Source organism: Solibacillus sp. NPDC093137, assembly GCF_050280445.1.
GTDB classification, from domain to species: domain Bacteria; phylum Bacillota; class Bacilli; order Bacillales_A; family Planococcaceae; genus Solibacillus; species Solibacillus isronensis_B.
On the sequence record NZ_JBNNVH010000001.1, the window covers coordinates 1315701 to 1332128 of the forward strand.

Below are 16428 nucleotides of genomic sequence, written 5' to 3' on the forward strand. Positions count from 1 at the left end.
TGTATTAGTCATCCGGTTTTCACAACGGATGAATCGTGCAACTAAATTTAAATATGAAAACCCTTGCCGTTTAAATGGCAAGGGATATTTCATTAAATCAATGTGTTAAAAACAAACCTGCTATTAATAATTATTAATCTGATATTCGTTCATTTTATGAGCTAAACGAATTGTTACTTGAGCTAATTGTGCATACGTAACTTCACTAGTTGGCTTCAGCTGATTATTTTCAGCTTCAAGTAATCCCATTGCATATGCTAATGCCACGTGACCACGTAATTCCTTATCCACAAGTGCGGCATCACTGTATTTCAATTCATATATATCACTCAGTTGTGCAGGTTTATTTAGTTTTAATGTACCAATTACCCATTTTGCCAGTTCCTGATTTGTAAGAGCTGTCTTCGGATTAAATGTTTTAGTAGATGCATCAAGCATTCCCATTTGTAATGCACGTGTGACAAATGCATATGAGGCATCGTCTGGCGTTATATCAGTAAATGATTCGGCCGCCGTTTCAAACTCATTGTAACTAGAGCTATAATACATGTATGTTACCGATTTAAGTAATACTTTTAATGCTTCCTCTTTAGTAATAGGGGCATCTGGGTTAAACTTTTCATTCACTTCTAAAATACCCGCATGAATTAAATAATTTAATTCTTCAGCAGCTTTTGGATGCTCGATTTTCGGCTTGTCCGAATTGGCCATTCCATAAGAATCTAACCATTCACCTGTTTTGGCATCAATGCCCGCGGAAGCCCCTTCTTTGAAGACTGGTTGGTATGCTAAACTGTAATGCTGCTCATTCCCGACCTTTGGATGATTCACATATTGCAGCTTCAGTTTCAACTCATCTTTCAACATTTTTGTTGCTTCCTGTTCAGATAAAAGATCAGTTGCTGCTGGCCACTCCAAATCACCATAATCGCTCATATACAAGCTCAATAAAGCACCAGTTTTAGCATCGACACCTACTGAAATGTTGTCTCCCACTACTGATAAGCCGTTCACGATGCGTGGGAACGTAAAGTTATAACTATTATTGTAAGTTTCGTGGTAGCCTTCATTAACTGGCAATGCATACTTATGAGCAGATGATGGTATCCATTCTTTTACAAGAGCGATCGCTTTATCCAATGCCTGTTTCTGTGTTAATTTCACTTCTGCCTCGGCGTCATTATTATCTTCTTCAAGATGACTTTTAATATCACTGTAATGAATGAATTCCCCTGTTGCTTTATCAATTGTTAGCACAGTTCCTGTTCCACCATTACGATAGTTATACATATATTGAATGTTGAAGACTTCTTTACCAGTCTCCGATGTCGTTTCTTCAACCGCTCCAATCTCCAGTTGAACACCTTTTATATCTGTTGCAAGCAATTTCTCAGCCAATGCTCGCGCCTGATCAGCTGTCATGTTTGGCTGTTTTGCCGCTAATGGTGCAGAAACAATCGGTGTAATTGATTTAGCGGATAATGTTGAAGAGAGTCCGTCCAAAGTTAACCAATCCCCTGTTTGTGCATGGATACCTGAAATAATCTGGCTATTTGGTTCATAAACAAGCTTAACCTTGTGATCCCCTGTTGAATAATCCGGTATAATTGTATAGGACAATTGTGCTTTTAAAGCATCCTGCACGCGGTTAGCAATGGAAGATTCATCTTGTTTTTTGGACGGATCATCATACGTGAAATTATTTTTTGGAGAGGTTGTTCTATAAAATGATGATACTGTGCCATCCCCTAACACACGAATATTAATAGTTTGATCTGAAATTGGAATCCCTGAATTTTTCTTCTCATAAATAAATGAGTATTCAACAGGCCGCGTTAAAATAGATGGTGAGTAATAATCTTGTGCGTTTGGCACAAGCTCATACCCCTCGCCTTTATTGAACTTTTCCATAAATTTATCCGCTGATTTTTGCGCTTCTTCTTTTGAATATTTTGCCGGGAACAAAACATCCTTTGTGTTTACTGGTTGATAGTAGAATTGTTCTAACTCCAACGTATCTCCCGCAAAAACAAAGCTTCCATGTTCATATTGGTCATCAATATTCTTTGAGAAATAAAGTTCATAACGCACCGTAGAGTCTGTAGGATGTGAATATCCTGTACCAGTACGAAAATCTTTTTCAGATACATGTAAGAACTCATTTGGAAATAATGCTCGGAAACGCTTCATTAAATCATCTTTTGTTACCGTTGTATTCGTTTGTGCAACTTGAATCGGCAATGTCTCCATCCGTTCATTTCCAATTGTTGAAGCATTAGCAATTGGTGCTAATAACCCAACAGACAGCGCTGTTGCAGTTAACATGGCACCCGCCTTTTTTAAAGTTACCACTCTTCATCCCCCTATCTCTTTTTCGTAAAACAACTGTTTACACTTACATATTACGAATTACAACTACAATAAGTTTCATAATATGTAATATTTTAACTTAATATTATAAATCTCCAATGCCGATCAGCCATATGTCTAATCGTTTTATCAATAACATAAAAAATTAATTCCTCCCTTTTACCTCTTTTCGAAAACAATAGCAGTTATTAAGACGATTATTTCAAATTATTCCCAAAAGAATAAAAAACACCTATTTTGAAATATAGTGTAAATTCTTTTTATGCAAATACCTTTTTAAGTAAATGTTGAATTGACAAAAATAAAGATTTAGTTAATAATTTATAAAATAAGTAACAACTTCAAAAATTTAATGAGTTGTCTCTTTATAATAGAGATAAAAGGAGAGTACTATGCATTTTAAAAAAATGGGATTATTTTCAGTAGCAGTAACGGGCCTACTTTTAGTTGGTTGTAATAGCCAGGAGGAAAGCAGTGCTACAATTGAAGAAAAATTAAATTACACGATCAATGGCATTGAACCGGGAAGCGGCACAATGGAATTGGCAAACAATGCTTTACAAGATTATGAAAATCTAAATAACTGGGACCTTACAGAAAGTTCAACAGCCGGTATGTTAGGTGAATTAGATAAGGCTTTTAAAAATGAAGAACCGATTATTATTACAGGCTGGAACCCTCACTGGATGTTTGCAAAATATGATTTGAAATATTTAGAGGATCCTAAAAAATCATTAGGTGAAATCGAAAATATTAATACGATTGTTCGTAAAGGTTTTAAAGAAGATTTACCGAATGCCTACACAATAGTGGACCGCTTTTATTGGGAGCCCGAAGATATGGAAACGGTCATGACAGATGCCCAAAATTCGGATTTTAGTGATGCTGCAAACAAATGGGTTGAGGAAAATTCGGAAACGATCGCAGAATGGACTTCTGGAGTTGAGAAAGGTAACGGAGAAAAAATTAGTATTATTTCTACTCCTTGGGACACAGAGGATGCTTCATCACATGTCATTGAAGCCATTTTGGAACAGCATGGTTATGAAGCCGAAATCACTCCTGTTGACCCGGCGATTATGTTCCAGGCTATTTCAACAGGAAATGGTGATATTTCATTAGCCCCTTGGCTGCCGATTACACATGAGTCCTTTTATGAAAAGCACAAAGATGACTTTATTGATTTAGGGGAAAACTTAAAAGGTGCACGACTTGGTTTTGTTGTCCCGGCATATATGGATATTGATTCCATTGAAGATTTAGCTGCAAAAGAATAGTATTATAATTAGCTAAGGCATCGAGAAATATAATCTCGATGCCTTTTATATAGAAGAGATGCAGAACTGCAAAATACGAATAACCTTTCATCTAATATCTGATAATTCAAAAATTTCCCGCGCAATAATTCTAAAAATGGTTACTTACTTGTGGATAACTTATAATATTTTGCGATATGGCGAATGAGTCGGGTCCCGATTTTTTAATAAATCCGGAAATCTGCTAATATATTTTTATTTGTTCTAATAAATTCTTGAAGTTCAAATATATTTCATGTTTCTTCTAATAAGAGGGTCTACTTTTCTAAAATCCCACTCAGATCTTCAAATAACCAGCGCACTTTTTCTAATATACTTCCTAATTGTTCTAATAAAATCCAAGCGCCGCTCCACCAATACATAAAAAAGCTGTCCAAGTTCCTAATACTTGGACAGCTTTCCAATTAAAGTGGCATTCCCATAATCGCTTTTGGCTCAAGAAATTCCTCGATACCATAATCGCCCCATTCGCGGCCAATACCAGAGTGTTTAAAGCCGCCAAATGGTGCCGAACGATCCGTTTCACTATTGTTAATACGGATTTGCCCTGCTCGGATAGATAAAGCGACTTTCTTCAGTTCTTCTTTATCATTTCCGAATACATAACCGGCAAGTCCATAAATCGTATCGTTGGCTATATCGATTGCTTCGTCTAAATCTTTATAAGTGATGACCGACATAACCGGACCAAAGATTTCCTCCTGTGCAATTGTCATATCGTTTTTCACATTGGTGAATACCGTAATTTTGGAGAAGAATCCTTTATCGATTCCATCTGGTCTGCCTGGGCCTCCGATCACAATGGTTGCACCTTCTTCTTTACCTTTTTTAATGTAGGATTGAACGGTCTCCCATTGGTCTTTTGAAACTTGAGGACCCATAAATGTATTTTCGTCCTGTGGATCCCCTACCGGAAATTCCGTGACTATTCCTTTCATTGCTTCTATGAATTCATCATGCATTTCTTCCGGTACAATCATGCGTGTTGCAGCTGAACATACTTGCCCTGTATTCATAGCGATTTGACCTAATGCTGTTTTCGCTGCTTCTTTTACATCCGCATCTTTTAAAATAACGAAAGGCGATTTGCCGCCAAGTTCTAATGAAATATTTTTAATATCTTCTGCAGCATTCTTCATTAATCCGCTGCCAACTTCACCTGAACCGGTAAACGATACAATGTCCACATCCGGATGAGTACTGATTGCCTCACCTACTGTTGAACCCGAACCGTTGACAAGATTAAAGACACCTTTTGGAACACCCGCTTTATCCAAAATTTCCGCCAGAATGACTGCTGCAAATGGTGTTTGGGAAGCAGGTTTTACTACCATTGTACAACCGGCTGCCAATGCACTGGCAAGCTTCGTGGAAATTTGATTTGTCGGGAAATTCCATGGTGTAATAAGTCCCGCTACACCAATCGGTTCTTTTTGAATATATGACTTCTCTCGTTCTTCAGTAAACTTAAATGTTTTCAATTGTTCTGCCGCTTCTTTAAAGTGCGTTAGCCCCATCTTATAATGGATTTCCTCCGATTTCGTAATAGGCGCACCTAATTCAGCGGTCATTATTTTCACTAAATCGTCTTTACGATTTTTATATTCTTCAGCAATAGCTTCCAAAAGCTTTATTCGCTCGTCCACTGACATTTTTGAAAAGGAAGGAAATGCCTCCTTCGCCGCCTTGACTGCTCGATTCACATCTTCTTTAGTTCCGCTGCTAATCTTACCAACCACTTCCTCTGTCGCAGGGTTAATTACTTCAATTGTATCTGTTCCAGTAGAATCAATCCATTCCCCATTGATGTATTGTTTTGTATGATTTAGCATAATCAAACTCCTTTATAAATCGACTTACTTAAAAATATTCCCTCTGTGCTTGTCAGTAAACATTTGAAGTTCACTATTAAAGCAAAAAAATTCGAAGCCTGTTGTAGCACTTCGAATTTTCAAACAGCATTTTCTATTCATTTGTTGCAAGTAGTTGCTTTGCGATTTCCTTCACATCCGGATCTTTTGATTCTTTTGCATAACGCACAACAAGCTGTTCGATTTCCGTACCTTGCCAATGTGAACGCTCGAATGAATGCAATGTCTGAATCGCCATATACTGCAAATGGTCGTCAGTAGTTTTTAGTGCTTGCCCAATGAAATCCATACCAACCCCATTATACTGATCCAATTCTTCAATAAGCGATAAAACAACAACTTTCTGATCGTTCGTCAGTTCATTGAAATCTCCAAAAGTATACGTAATTTCTATTAGCTGCTCGATAATTTGCGAATCCTTCGAGGCAAATAATGAATAATAATATTGTACGTTTTCCGGATTATTCTTTAATTTTTCGAATACGATGTCCGTAATATCTGCTTTATAAAATTTGGCTACTGCTAACGCTTTTTCCTCATTCACTTGGTCATTTTGCAGTATTTCCAACGCTTCCTGCAGCCATAACGGGTTTTGGGCAATTTCTTCGATGTTTTCTTCTACTGTACGCTTTTCATGCGGTTTCCAGTTAGAAGAAAAACGATCTTCCCATGTTTCTTCATCATATTGCAAGTACTCATTAATTTGTGTCAAAACAAAAAATTGATTGAATGTCAGGCAATGTGTTTTTGCATGATGTGTATAGCGCATCAGTACTTGACCTGAATACTCATATTCATCCAACGTTTGATAAGCCCCTTCGTATAAAAGAGCTAATATTATTGACCCTGCACTGTCAAATATTTTCCCGGAAATAATTTTCTCGTGCAGTTCGATATCAAGCTTTCCTTTTTCAGCACACATTAATGCTGACGCATTACCCGGTACGGTATTATTCAGTCCTTCTTGCAATATCCACTGTCGGATTTCTTCATTTGAGGCATCCAGGAAATTCAGTGCTTCAAGTTTACCCCAGTCCGAAACATTTTGCGCAATATGCCACACCGTTTCATTACTGTTTGTTGTGCCGTTTGTTAACGTAAATAAGGCTACTCCGGTGAATTCTTCATGCAAGGCAATCACTTTCAAGCGTTCCTTATACTTTTCACATTTAACTGTTCCTAACACGAGAAGCGCGAATTTCACAACTTCGCGATGTGCTGCATGTTCAAGCAGCCAAATCGCCTCGTTTTTCACTCGGTCTTCATCTTTATCAGCTTCAGAAAACAGCTCCAGAAATTCATGGAAATAGCTGATGACCTTTTCATCTTTAATTTTTTCGTACGTTGATTTCCGCGTTCGATCACTCGGATTTATGACTTGTTCCAAAAATAACTTTATAAGCTTTTTTGTATAAAATGGTGTTACTGCCTCCTGATGAAGCTGGTCTGCAAAACCTGGCGCTAATTTCGGATGATGCTCATCATATAAAAACCCGTCATCCGGCAAATCTTTTGTTATAAGCTGCTGATTTTGCTTGAATTGCTCTTCAAGGAACGGAACTATAAACTCCTTATTTGCCCATGGTAAAAATTGCAGTTTCATCGCTTCATGGAGCAGCTGTTTTCCATCCACTTTCACCGTTATATTCAATTTAACAAAGCCGCCTATTTTCACATCCACTTTATGTGTCTTACCGCTTTTTGACTGAAAAGTTCCTTTCATTGTTGAAAATGGTATTATATGCGACCAGATTGATTTCCGTACATTTTGTGCAATTATTTGGCCATCTACCTTTAACACTTCTTCCATCATGCCATTCATGACTTCTATTTGATGACCTTCAAACTCCAGGACCCATTGCTTTTCTACCTCATTTGCAATATCATTTTGAGCATTGCGCATTTCCCGCCTAAATTCCTCTTTAAATCCCATTTACTTGCTACCTATCCCTCTCGTTTCTATACAACTATCATAACAACTTTTGTTAACTATTTGTTAAATAGTTGCAAACTAATAAAATAATATCACAAGTATTTATTTTATTTATGAGAATAGTCAGATAAAAAGGACTAGTAAAAATACTAGTCCCAAAATGAATTATTGAGTTTTTATAACTACTTTCCCGTTATGCTCCCCATTGATCACTGCATCAAATGCCTTGCCAGCCTGTTCCAATGGATAACTGTAACCTACAACAGGTTTTAGCTGTTCTGTTTCAAGCAGCTTTGACACACCGTATATCAGTTCCTGGTGTTCTTCTGCCGATACATTAAACAGTACCATCCCACGTATATCACATTCTTTTTGCATCACTAGACGGGGATTAATTTCAATTTCCCCGCGGTTCCCGACAATTACGATGACACCGTGTTTGGCAAGTATCTGCAAATCAGTTTGCAGATTTTCGTTTGCCAGAAATTCGATAATGACATCCGGACCTTTGCCGTCATTGGCATCAAGTACAGTTTCGATTGTTTCTTCTTTAATATGATCAAGCACGACATCCGCGCCTGCTTCCTTTACCAGTTGTTTCCCGGAATCACGGCTTGCTGTACCAATCACTTTTGCACCTAAAGCTTTTGCGATTTGAACAGCCTGTAAACCTACAGCGCCACTAGCTCCATGAATGAAAACTGTTTGCCCTGACTGCACGTTTGCTCTTCCAAATACTGCTCTGTATGCAGTCAATGCCGGAACTCCTAATGCTGCTCCCTGTTCAAACGAAATATGCTGTGGAATCGGATGAACAAAGCGGCTTTCACAAACAATCTGTTGTGCTAATGTACCAGTCGCCTTACCATTCGGCAAGCTCGCGATAAATACTCGGTCCCCTACTTTTACGTTTGTCACGTGCTCGCCGATCTCTTCCACAATCCCAGCACCGTCTAGGCCTGGCGTATACGGAAGAGTCGGTTTTATCGCATATGTACCTGTAGAAGTATAAACATCACTTGGATTCACACCTGCTGCATGAAGGTTTATCAGTACTTCATTTTCAGCTGGCGTATCCAATTTGGCCTGCTCTACTACTAAATTTTCTGAAGTACCAAATTGATTGATTCTTATCGTTTTCACTAACTTCACCCCATCATCTATATTGTATTAAGAATATTAGAAAAATTACTATTTGTATAGAGATAGCTTCGCTTAAAAACATAGGTAATTTCTTTAAATTGTAATATTTCAATTGTTTAGTATGTATTGATATAAGAGGAGGGGAGAAATAATAAGAAAAATAATTTTATCGGTAGTTGTACTGGTGCTAAGTTTTGTACCCGTTGTTTCTGCAAAAGAACTTATGTCTACACCTTCAGGGATTGCTTATACCGAGCTAAAGGACCGTGTGAATGAATATGCTTCGAAATACATCGGGACTTCTACAGTTGGAGCCAATGTACTGATTATAAAGGACGGAGAAATTTTCTTGAATACGGCATATGGCTTTGCTGATGTTGAAAATCAGGTAAAAGTCACAACGGATACTGTTTTTGAATGGGGTTCCGTTACGAAGCTTCTTGTGTGGACCAGTGTGATGCAGCTTGTAGAGCAAGGGAAATTGAAATTAGATGAAGATATTCGTGCGTATTTACCGGAAGGATTTTTGACAAAAATACGGCATGATACCCCTATCACAATGTTAAACCTGATGCACCATAATGCTGGCTGGGAAGAAAAATTTACAGATCTATTCTATATGTCAGCAAACGAAATAAAGCCTTTAGAAGAAATGCTTCAAATTACTGAGCCTTATCAGGTGCGCGAACCAGGAAGTGTAGTTGCCTATTCAAACTATGGTGTAGCACTCGCAGGCTTTATTGTGGAACAGCTTACAGAACAGCCTTTTTATGATTATGTAAACGATCATATATTTTCTGTTTTAGGTATGAAGGACACAACGATTCATCCGACACAGGAAGATAACGAAAATGTAAAAGTAAAAAGAGATGACATTTATGGATATATTATGAGCAGCAAAGATGAATTTACTATTTCTAAAAATGAACGAATCTTTATCGGTTTATATCCCGCCGGAAGTGCAATTGGAACAATCGAGGATGCAGCTAAATTCATGTTGGCCCTTATGCCGGCAGACGGCGAGAACAGCCCGTTGTTTCAAGATAACCGTACATTAGATGAAATGCTGACGACAAGTGATGTTTATGACGATGGCGTACCACGTAATGCACATGGTTTTTGGAAAGGGCTATACACAGTTGAAGTGTTTGAACATGCGGGAAATACAGATAGTTTTTCGAGTAATTTTACCTTTTCAAAAGATAAAGATTTGGGCGTAATTGTTTTTACTAATCAGGCGGGTGAAGCAGGACTGAGTTACGGTTTGCCAACCCTTGTGTACGGGGAGTATTCTGCTGATGTTGGCAAGCAAACTATGCCAAATACGCATGAGCTTGATGGAAGTTACTTTATGGCAAGGCAACCTTATAAAGGTTTCACTAAACTGTACAGTGCCCTTAGTATTGGTCATTTTGAAGCGACAGAAACAAACAGAGTGAATGCTTTTGGGATGGAAATTGAACAAATCGCGCCTTATCTTTATAGATCTTTAGATGATTACCGTATATATTTTCATGTTACGCTGAATGGTGGTAACGTGGAAAAGATTTCAATGCCGACAAGTGATTTTTTGCCTGTCTCTCAAAGTATGAAAATCATTCATATTTTTAGTATCATAGCGGCAGCTTTTAGTGGTTTGTATACGCTCATAGTTATAGTGATTTTGTTCATCAAAAAAATCATCCATCGAAAAAAAGCAATCCGAGGGACAGTTATCGATAAATGGGAATTGCTTTTACTTTCCACTAATATTATACCTTTTATAAATGTCATGATTTTAGCCTATAGAACTTTGAATTATGTTTCTTATTCAGCCTTAAAAATTCATTTTTGGGTGAATTTCGCATATATCGCCTTCGTAGCTATTTGTCTAGTAACGTTATTTTTAAACTGGAGAAAAATAAAACCTGCAGGTGGTATAAAAATTCGCTATGTATGTTCATATATGTCATCACTATTGCTCGTCGTACTCATTCTTTGCTGGGAGCTCTATTATTAATTAAACCTTTTGCGTTTGGATTTCCATAATCGTTCTATTTCATTATGTACCCGGTGCAGAGAAATTAGGATTGTAATGCACCCGGTACATTGTTCATGAAAACAATTTTTTCAATCTAAGATTTATTAAAAACAGGTTTTCGTTTTTCAAAGAAGGCTTCGACACCTTCTTTAAAATTGGCTGACTCAAAACACATTGCTTGTGCAAATCCTTCTAGCTCCATAGATTGGGACAGATCATCAAGAACACTTCTATTTACTAATTTCTTCATTAATCCTAGAGCCATCTGTGGACCATCTGTAAGCTGTTTAGCTAATTTGTAAATTTCATTTGTCAACAACTCGTCTTCAACTACTCGATTAACAATCCCAAGTTCTAGAGCCTGCTCGCTTGATACTTTTTCACCCAAAAACATCATTTCAAGTGCCCGATGTCTTCCTATGAGTCTAGGTAAAAAATAGATGGCACCTAAATCAGGAATTAACCCGACTTTTGAAAAGCTTTGAATGAATACAGCAGATTGATTTGCAATGATCATATCGCAAGCTAATGCCAGACTTACCCCTGCTCCAGCTGCCGCTCCGTTTACAGCAGCGATAACAGGTTTCTCAAGATTTACAATGGAAGAAATCATCTCGTGTCCCGATTGCAGTCTCTTCCGTCCGGTTGCCCCATCAACATCTTTTGACGCACTTAAATCCCCGCCCGCAGAAAACGTATTTCCTTCACCTGTTAAAATAATCACTTTCACATCATCATTGTTTTTAACTTCCGTAAAGAAATCTCTTAATTCTTCCCGCATTGGAAGGTCTAGCGCATTTCTCACATGAGGGCGATATAATTTAACGGTACAAACACCATTTTCTGCAATTGTCACTTGTATCCTTTTGTTAAGCAAGCTGCTTCTGCCTCCTTCATTATTTCCTGTAAAAATATGACTATTCTTAAAATTAAAACTAGATTCTGTACATTTTTGTAGTTATAATTGATAAGCCCCCTTACGTAAAACCGTTTTAAGTACCTTTCCTGTTGCATTTCTAGGTAAAGATTCCATAAATTCAATCGCCCGCGGTTTTTTATAAGAAGCAATGCTATTTTGACAAAATCGAATTACCTGTTCCTCAGTCATCTGTTTACCAGGCTTTAAGACAATAAATGCTTTGACAGCTTCACCCCATTGAGGATCAGGAATTCCCACTACGGCAGCTTCCAAAATATCCGGATGAGAATATAAAACATCCTCCAATTCTTTCGGATAAATGTTTTCACCGCCACTAATAATCATATCCTTTTTCCGGTCTACCACATAAATGAAGCCTTCTTCATCCATTCTCACTAAATCGCCGCTATGAAACCAGCCCCCTATGAATGCTTCTTCGGTTGCCTCTTCATTTTTATAATACTCCTTCATTGTAGTGGGTCCCTGATACACAATTTCTCCCACTTCTCCAACAGGCACATCGTTCATTTCATTATCGACAATTCTTACTCTTACGTTAATGGAAGGTTTTCCAACAGATTCAGTCTTCCTAAGTGCGTCTTCACCGGTCAAATAAGTTATGGAGGGACTCATTTCTGTTTGTCCAAACGCTTCTAAAATACTTGCATTTTTAAACACTTGCAAAATTTTCTTTTTTATTTCAATAGGACAGATTGCTCCACCTAAAGCACAGTTTGTCATCGAGCTTAAGTCATACTCTAATAAGTTTGGCACTTGGAACAAAAAATTCCACATCGCCGGAACCATAAACATTGTTTCAACTTTCTCATCCTGTATTGTTTTCAGAACAACATCTGGTTGAAACTCACGATGTAAAATAATGGTCCCTTCTATTAGACAATTTTGTAGAAGAGAGGATAGAGCCGCAACGTGAAAAAGAGGAGGAATAATCAGTTGCTTTGCTCCCTTTCTAGGTGGAGAATGATAGAGTTTATTCATCGCATTCATATAATAATTTTTATGGGTTAATACTGCTCCCTTTGGCTTACCTGTTGTACCCGATGTATAAATAATTGCATGTGCATGTTCGTCAGTGACATTTACTTCCTCGTAGTCAGCAGGTGTACTATATATTGCCTCATATGGAATCATTTTTGTTTGAAGTTCGGAATCCCCGCATTTAATTGGGACAATGAGCTTAACTTGAGGCAAGTTAATCGAGCTAATGCTTTCTATGAATTCTTCTTCAATAAATAATATAGTTACATCGGATTGGTTAAGAATATATTCAATCTCCTTAGAAACTAAACGGTAATTGACCGGGACAAAAACGCCACCACTTAATGAGACACCAAAATATAGCTCGACAAATGGTAGCCCATTTTTCAGCAAACACCCTACTTTGTCATTTACACCAATCCCTTGCGCTTGAAGCCATCCTGCTAAATGCCTCGAACGTAACAAAAGTTCCCGATAGGTTATTCGACGATCTCCATAAATGAACGCATCCCTTTCAGGAACATTATGCGCGGCATACTTAAGCGCTTCTCCTATCAACAGTTGCTGGGACATCGATATTACTTTTTGATCCATCTCCATCACCTTTCTTTCTAATATTTATTATTAATAAATATTCATTCGCTGATATATTTAGAATGATGACTAGTCGCTTTATTGGATATCCACTTATATATGTAAAGGTAGAAAAAACAAAACGACCTTGCTCACAAAGCATAGGTCGTTTATATTTTGCTTGAAATTGCTATATTACTAATTAAAAATTACCGGAAATGTAAATATAACAAAAGCTGCCCATAGTCCGTATACCGGCAGATACTTCGTAACGGCATTTTGGATAGCATTAGGTCCGGATTTGTTTTGCAGATAACGCATATAGGAAATCATAATCCATAGTAGATTTGCACAGATTAGTATATTTACCCCTAAAACCGCAAGCCTATTCGGTGTTATACCATAGGATGTCAGTCTGAACATGATCGCTGATAATGCGACACTGTCAATAATTAGCGCAACAACGATTAAAGCGAAATTGACATAGTCGAAGATACTCTTTTTATCGTCCGAGTCTTTCTCGGTAATGGAGAATATTGTAACAGCCAGTACGCCAAGTAGTATGCCGTTGAAAGCGATCAGGAAATCGCGGTCTAAAAACGGATTTTTTCCGACCGATAAGACCGTTACAAGGTATACAAGCAAAGTGATTAATACTAATGGACTGAAAATTTTTGCTATAAATGGGGTTATATTTTTGGCAAGCTTCAAATTCATTGAAACGAGGTGTACACCTACAACTGCAAGTGCCGCTGCACCAAATAACACGACATTGCTAAAATAGAAATCCCCAATATCCAAGGCGATAAAGCTAAATAACTGCATTGTTAAAAGTGCCAGAACCATCCCGCTAACAGCCATACTTACGTAGAGAATACCATATTCTAAATTAAATTTGATATAAGCTAATCTTGTACTGCTATTTAAATAATCATTTCCTGTATATGCAAGCCCTAATAGTACCCATAAGAAAATCGGGAAATGTAAATACGCTAAAATAATGCTATCGTCGTTGAAATTTAATGGCAGCATATTCAAATAAATTCCTGAAACTAAGAACATTGCCACTAACGAATAAATGACACTTTTTTTAGGTTTATGCTTGTAAACAAAGTAGGCAGCAATAAAGGGAATAATACCAAATGCCAGATTAATCGGAGCAATTGCTTCCTGTTCAACAAAATGGAATATAATTCTTGTGATTACCCCTGCCATGATCGCTAATATACCCATGAAAATAAATCCATTTTGAAATGATGCAGACTTTTTTGTACTTTCCGTTTCGCTGAAATTCAATCTTTCATACCAAACACTCAAAATTGGAGAATCAGAGTTTTGTTCCCATGCCTGTTTGAATGACTTGGTAAAAGCTTTCGGGTCTTTTCGATACATTCTCTCAAGTACATCGGGTTTAGTAATGTTTTTAATAATCAAATTATTATTCTCCATTGCCTTCCCTCCCCTAATTATTGTCATACAATATTTCCGCTGTAATAGTTAACTGTCTTCATCACTTTTGTATTCTAAAATATCTCCAGGCTGACAATCCAGCGCTTTACAGATGGCTTCTAATGTTGTTAACCGAATTGCCTTCGCCTTCCCATTTTTCAATATAGAAAGGTTTGCCATCGTGATTCCAACCTTTTCCGATAGTTCTGTTACACTCATTTTCCTTTTTGCCAACATCACATCAATATTAATTATAATTGCCATTGTTATTCACCTCAGACCGTTAAATCGTTTTCAGATTTAATATTAATTGCTTCTTGTAAAAGTTTTTGAAGAACAGCTGCAAAAACCGCAATTACCAATGAAGCAAAAGGAACAATTAATCCGACAAAAATAACTCCCGGCGCATCATCCAATTCCGCAAACACATAAAACAGCGGCAAAACTAATAAATGCAAAACACTGATTGTTATGGCACAAAACTTTATTTTCTTTAAAGGTTTCACAGCTAAATCGGAGAACGCTTTATTATTGTCGATATAGCGTAAAAGTAGGAATGCCTGATACAAAGCAAAGAAAAAAGGAATTGCCGAAGCATCGAAAACGATGTAAACATAATATTTCACGACAGCAAACTCCGGAAGCATTTTTGCTGCTACATTTGCCAGTTCAGGTACTAAAAACATACATAGAGCCAAAACAGGAATTCCTAAAAAAATAACAGCAACTTTTAAAAACAAAGTAGTTACCTTTTCCATAAATCGCACCTCACTTATTTATTTTCACTTTTGATCTTAATACATTATTTATCGTAAATCAATAAATATATATCAAATTTCATGAATTTTTTATTGCATAATAGCAATTTTATTCGGAATGAATTTCGTTATCCCAAACAAAAAGCTTGGAAAAACCTTAATAATTAAGGCTTTCCAAGCTTTTACTTATTGCTATTTAATTATTTTCAATTTGCCCCTCTTATTTTAGGAAGCTTAAAAAGCTAGAGAATGATGCTACAAGATCTTTGTAGTAACCAACCACTTTATCTTTTAATACGATTTTTTCACTTTGATCTTGTTCTGGTTCTGGATCTACACTAATTTCTTCCGTATCAGTTTGTACGGGTGCTTGTACCGGTTCTGAAACAATATTCTCCACTTCAGTTACCTGCTCTGGAGTTTCAACAGTTGAAGGTAGCTCCTCAGTTTCTTCAACGACTGGAGTTTCCAGATTTTCTTCAGTTTCAGTTGGTAGAGCTGTATTTTCAGCCGCGATATCTTGAGCTGTATCTTCCTCTACAGTTGTTGGTACCGTTTCTTCAACATCAGATGAAACATCAGTTGCTTCATCAATTAGTGGAATATTTTCAGTTTGTTCATTAGTTTGTTCAGAATCGGCATCACTTAAATATTGATCAATATGAGTTTGGTAGTAGTTAATTAAGCTTTGGTAGCTGTTATCGATAAATTGATAAGATTCTTCTACCCATGTAGTAAAATCATCATCTGGTGTACCTTCTTCTACTTGATCATCATCAGTTACTGGTGCTGTCGGTTCTTCGATTACATTTTCTTCTACTGGTTCCTCTTCAGATACCGGTGTTTCTGTCTCATCAGTTACATCTTCTTCTGTTTGACCATTTTCAGTCGCCGGTGTTTTTGTTTCTTCAGTTTCACCGTTTTCCTCTTGATCATCTTCTAATACCGGTGTTTCTGTCTCGTCAGTTACATCTTCTTCTGCTGGTTCCTCTTCAGACACTGGTGCTGTCGGTTCCTCTGTTACATCGTCCGTTTGATCATCTTCTGATACCGGTGTTTCTGTTTCTTCAGTTACAT

The 16428-nt window shown here is 37.2% G+C and carries 11 protein-coding genes and 1 pseudogene; 2 read left to right on the forward strand and 10 right to left on the reverse strand.

The window, feature by feature from the left end; all coding sequences use genetic code 11:
* Nucleotides 1-123: 123 nt before the first annotated feature.
* Nucleotides 124-2352 carry an S-layer homology domain-containing protein gene (locus ACQKN3_RS06795; protein ID WP_427710360.1) on the reverse strand — a complete coding sequence of 743 codons (2229 nt, stop codon included), beginning with the start codon at nt 2350-2352 and terminating at the stop codon, nt 124-126.
* 410 nt (nt 2353-2762) lie between these two features.
* Here ACQKN3_RS06795 and ACQKN3_RS06800 point away from each other — a divergent pair, with 410 nt between their 5' ends.
* Nucleotides 2763-3647, forward strand: coding sequence for a glycine betaine ABC transporter substrate-binding protein (locus ACQKN3_RS06800; protein ID WP_427710362.1), 885 nt, complete (start codon nt 2763-2765; stop codon nt 3645-3647).
* Nucleotides 3648-4090: 443 nt separating this feature from the next.
* Here ACQKN3_RS06800 and ACQKN3_RS06805 read toward each other — a convergent pair whose 3' ends face one another.
* From ACQKN3_RS06805 to ACQKN3_RS06815, 3 genes are all read right to left on the reverse strand, one after another.
* A complete protein-coding gene (locus tag ACQKN3_RS06805) occupies nt 4091-5518 on the reverse strand; it encodes an aldehyde dehydrogenase family protein (RefSeq protein WP_427710364.1) in 1428 nt (475 codons plus the stop codon).
* 133 nt (nt 5519-5651) lie between these two features.
* Nucleotides 5652-7490, reverse strand: coding sequence for a hypothetical protein (locus ACQKN3_RS06810; protein ID WP_427710366.1), 1839 nt, complete (start codon nt 7488-7490; stop codon nt 5652-5654).
* A 165-nt stretch (nt 7491-7655) separates the two neighbouring features.
* The gene (locus tag ACQKN3_RS06815) at nt 7656-8633 is read right to left on the reverse strand and encodes an NADPH:quinone reductase (protein WP_427710368.1); all 978 of its coding nucleotides are present in this window, start codon (nt 8631-8633) and stop codon (nt 7656-7658) included.
* Between the two features lie 184 nt (nt 8634-8817).
* Here ACQKN3_RS06815 and ACQKN3_RS06820 point away from each other — a divergent pair, with 184 nt between their 5' ends.
* On the forward strand, nt 8818-10632 hold the full coding sequence (locus ACQKN3_RS06820) for a serine hydrolase domain-containing protein (protein WP_427710370.1): 1815 nt from the start codon (nt 8818-8820) through the stop codon (nt 10630-10632).
* A 115-nt stretch (nt 10633-10747) separates the two neighbouring features.
* Here ACQKN3_RS06820 and ACQKN3_RS06825 read toward each other — a convergent pair whose 3' ends face one another.
* The 6 genes and pseudogenes from ACQKN3_RS06825 to ACQKN3_RS06850 form a co-directional block, all read right to left on the reverse strand.
* A complete protein-coding gene (locus tag ACQKN3_RS06825; RefSeq protein WP_427710372.1) occupies nt 10748-11530 on the reverse strand; it encodes an enoyl-CoA hydratase/isomerase family protein in 783 nt (260 codons plus the stop codon).
* Between the two features lie 81 nt (nt 11531-11611).
* Nucleotides 11612-13165, reverse strand: a complete 1554-nt coding sequence (locus ACQKN3_RS06830) for a class I adenylate-forming enzyme family protein (protein WP_427710374.1) — start codon at nt 13163-13165, stop codon at nt 11612-11614.
* Nucleotides 13166-13342: 177 nt separating this feature from the next.
* Nucleotides 13343-14593 carry a DUF4153 domain-containing protein gene (locus ACQKN3_RS06835; RefSeq protein ID WP_427710376.1) on the reverse strand — a complete coding sequence of 417 codons (1251 nt, stop codon included), beginning with the start codon at nt 14591-14593 and terminating at the stop codon, nt 13343-13345.
* Nucleotides 14594-14641: 48 nt separating this feature from the next.
* Nucleotides 14642-14857: a helix-turn-helix domain-containing protein gene (locus tag ACQKN3_RS06840; RefSeq protein ID WP_251688508.1), complete on the reverse strand. Its 216-nt coding sequence runs from the start codon at nt 14855-14857 to the stop codon at nt 14642-14644.
* A gap of 11 nt (nt 14858-14868) precedes the next feature.
* Complete coding sequence (locus ACQKN3_RS06845) at nt 14869-15351, reverse strand: DUF2975 domain-containing protein (protein ID WP_427710378.1); 483 nt, start codon at nt 15349-15351, stop codon at nt 14869-14871.
* Nucleotides 15352-15571: 220 nt separating this feature from the next.
* Nucleotides 15572-16428 (reverse strand): annotated as a pseudogene (locus ACQKN3_RS06850) (hypothetical protein); the annotation flags it as partial.

Bases quoted from the DNA above. Each gene is read 5' to 3' on its own strand.
- ACQKN3_RS06800 (WP_427710362.1), top strand. From the start codon at position 2,763: ATGCATTTTAAAAAAATGGGATTATTTTCAGTAGCAGTAACGGGCCTA.
- ACQKN3_RS06805 (WP_427710364.1), bottom strand. From the start codon at position 5,518: ATGCTAAATCATACAAAACAATACATCAATGGGGAATGGATTGATTCT.
- ACQKN3_RS06810 (WP_427710366.1), bottom strand. From the start codon at position 7,490: ATGGGATTTAAAGAGGAATTTAGGCGGGAAATGCGCAATGCTCAAAAT.
- ACQKN3_RS06830 (WP_427710374.1), bottom strand. From the start codon at position 13,165: ATGGATCAAAAAGTAATATCGATGTCCCAGCAACTGTTGATAGGAGAA.
- ACQKN3_RS06835 (WP_427710376.1), bottom strand. From the start codon at position 14,593: ATGGAGAATAATAATTTGATTATTAAAAACATTACTAAACCCGATGTA.
- ACQKN3_RS06840 (WP_251688508.1), bottom strand. From the start codon at position 14,857: ATGGCAATTATAATTAATATTGATGTGATGTTGGCAAAAAGGAAAATG.
- ACQKN3_RS06845 (WP_427710378.1), bottom strand. From the start codon at position 15,351: ATGGAAAAGGTAACTACTTTGTTTTTAAAAGTTGCTGTTATTTTTTTA.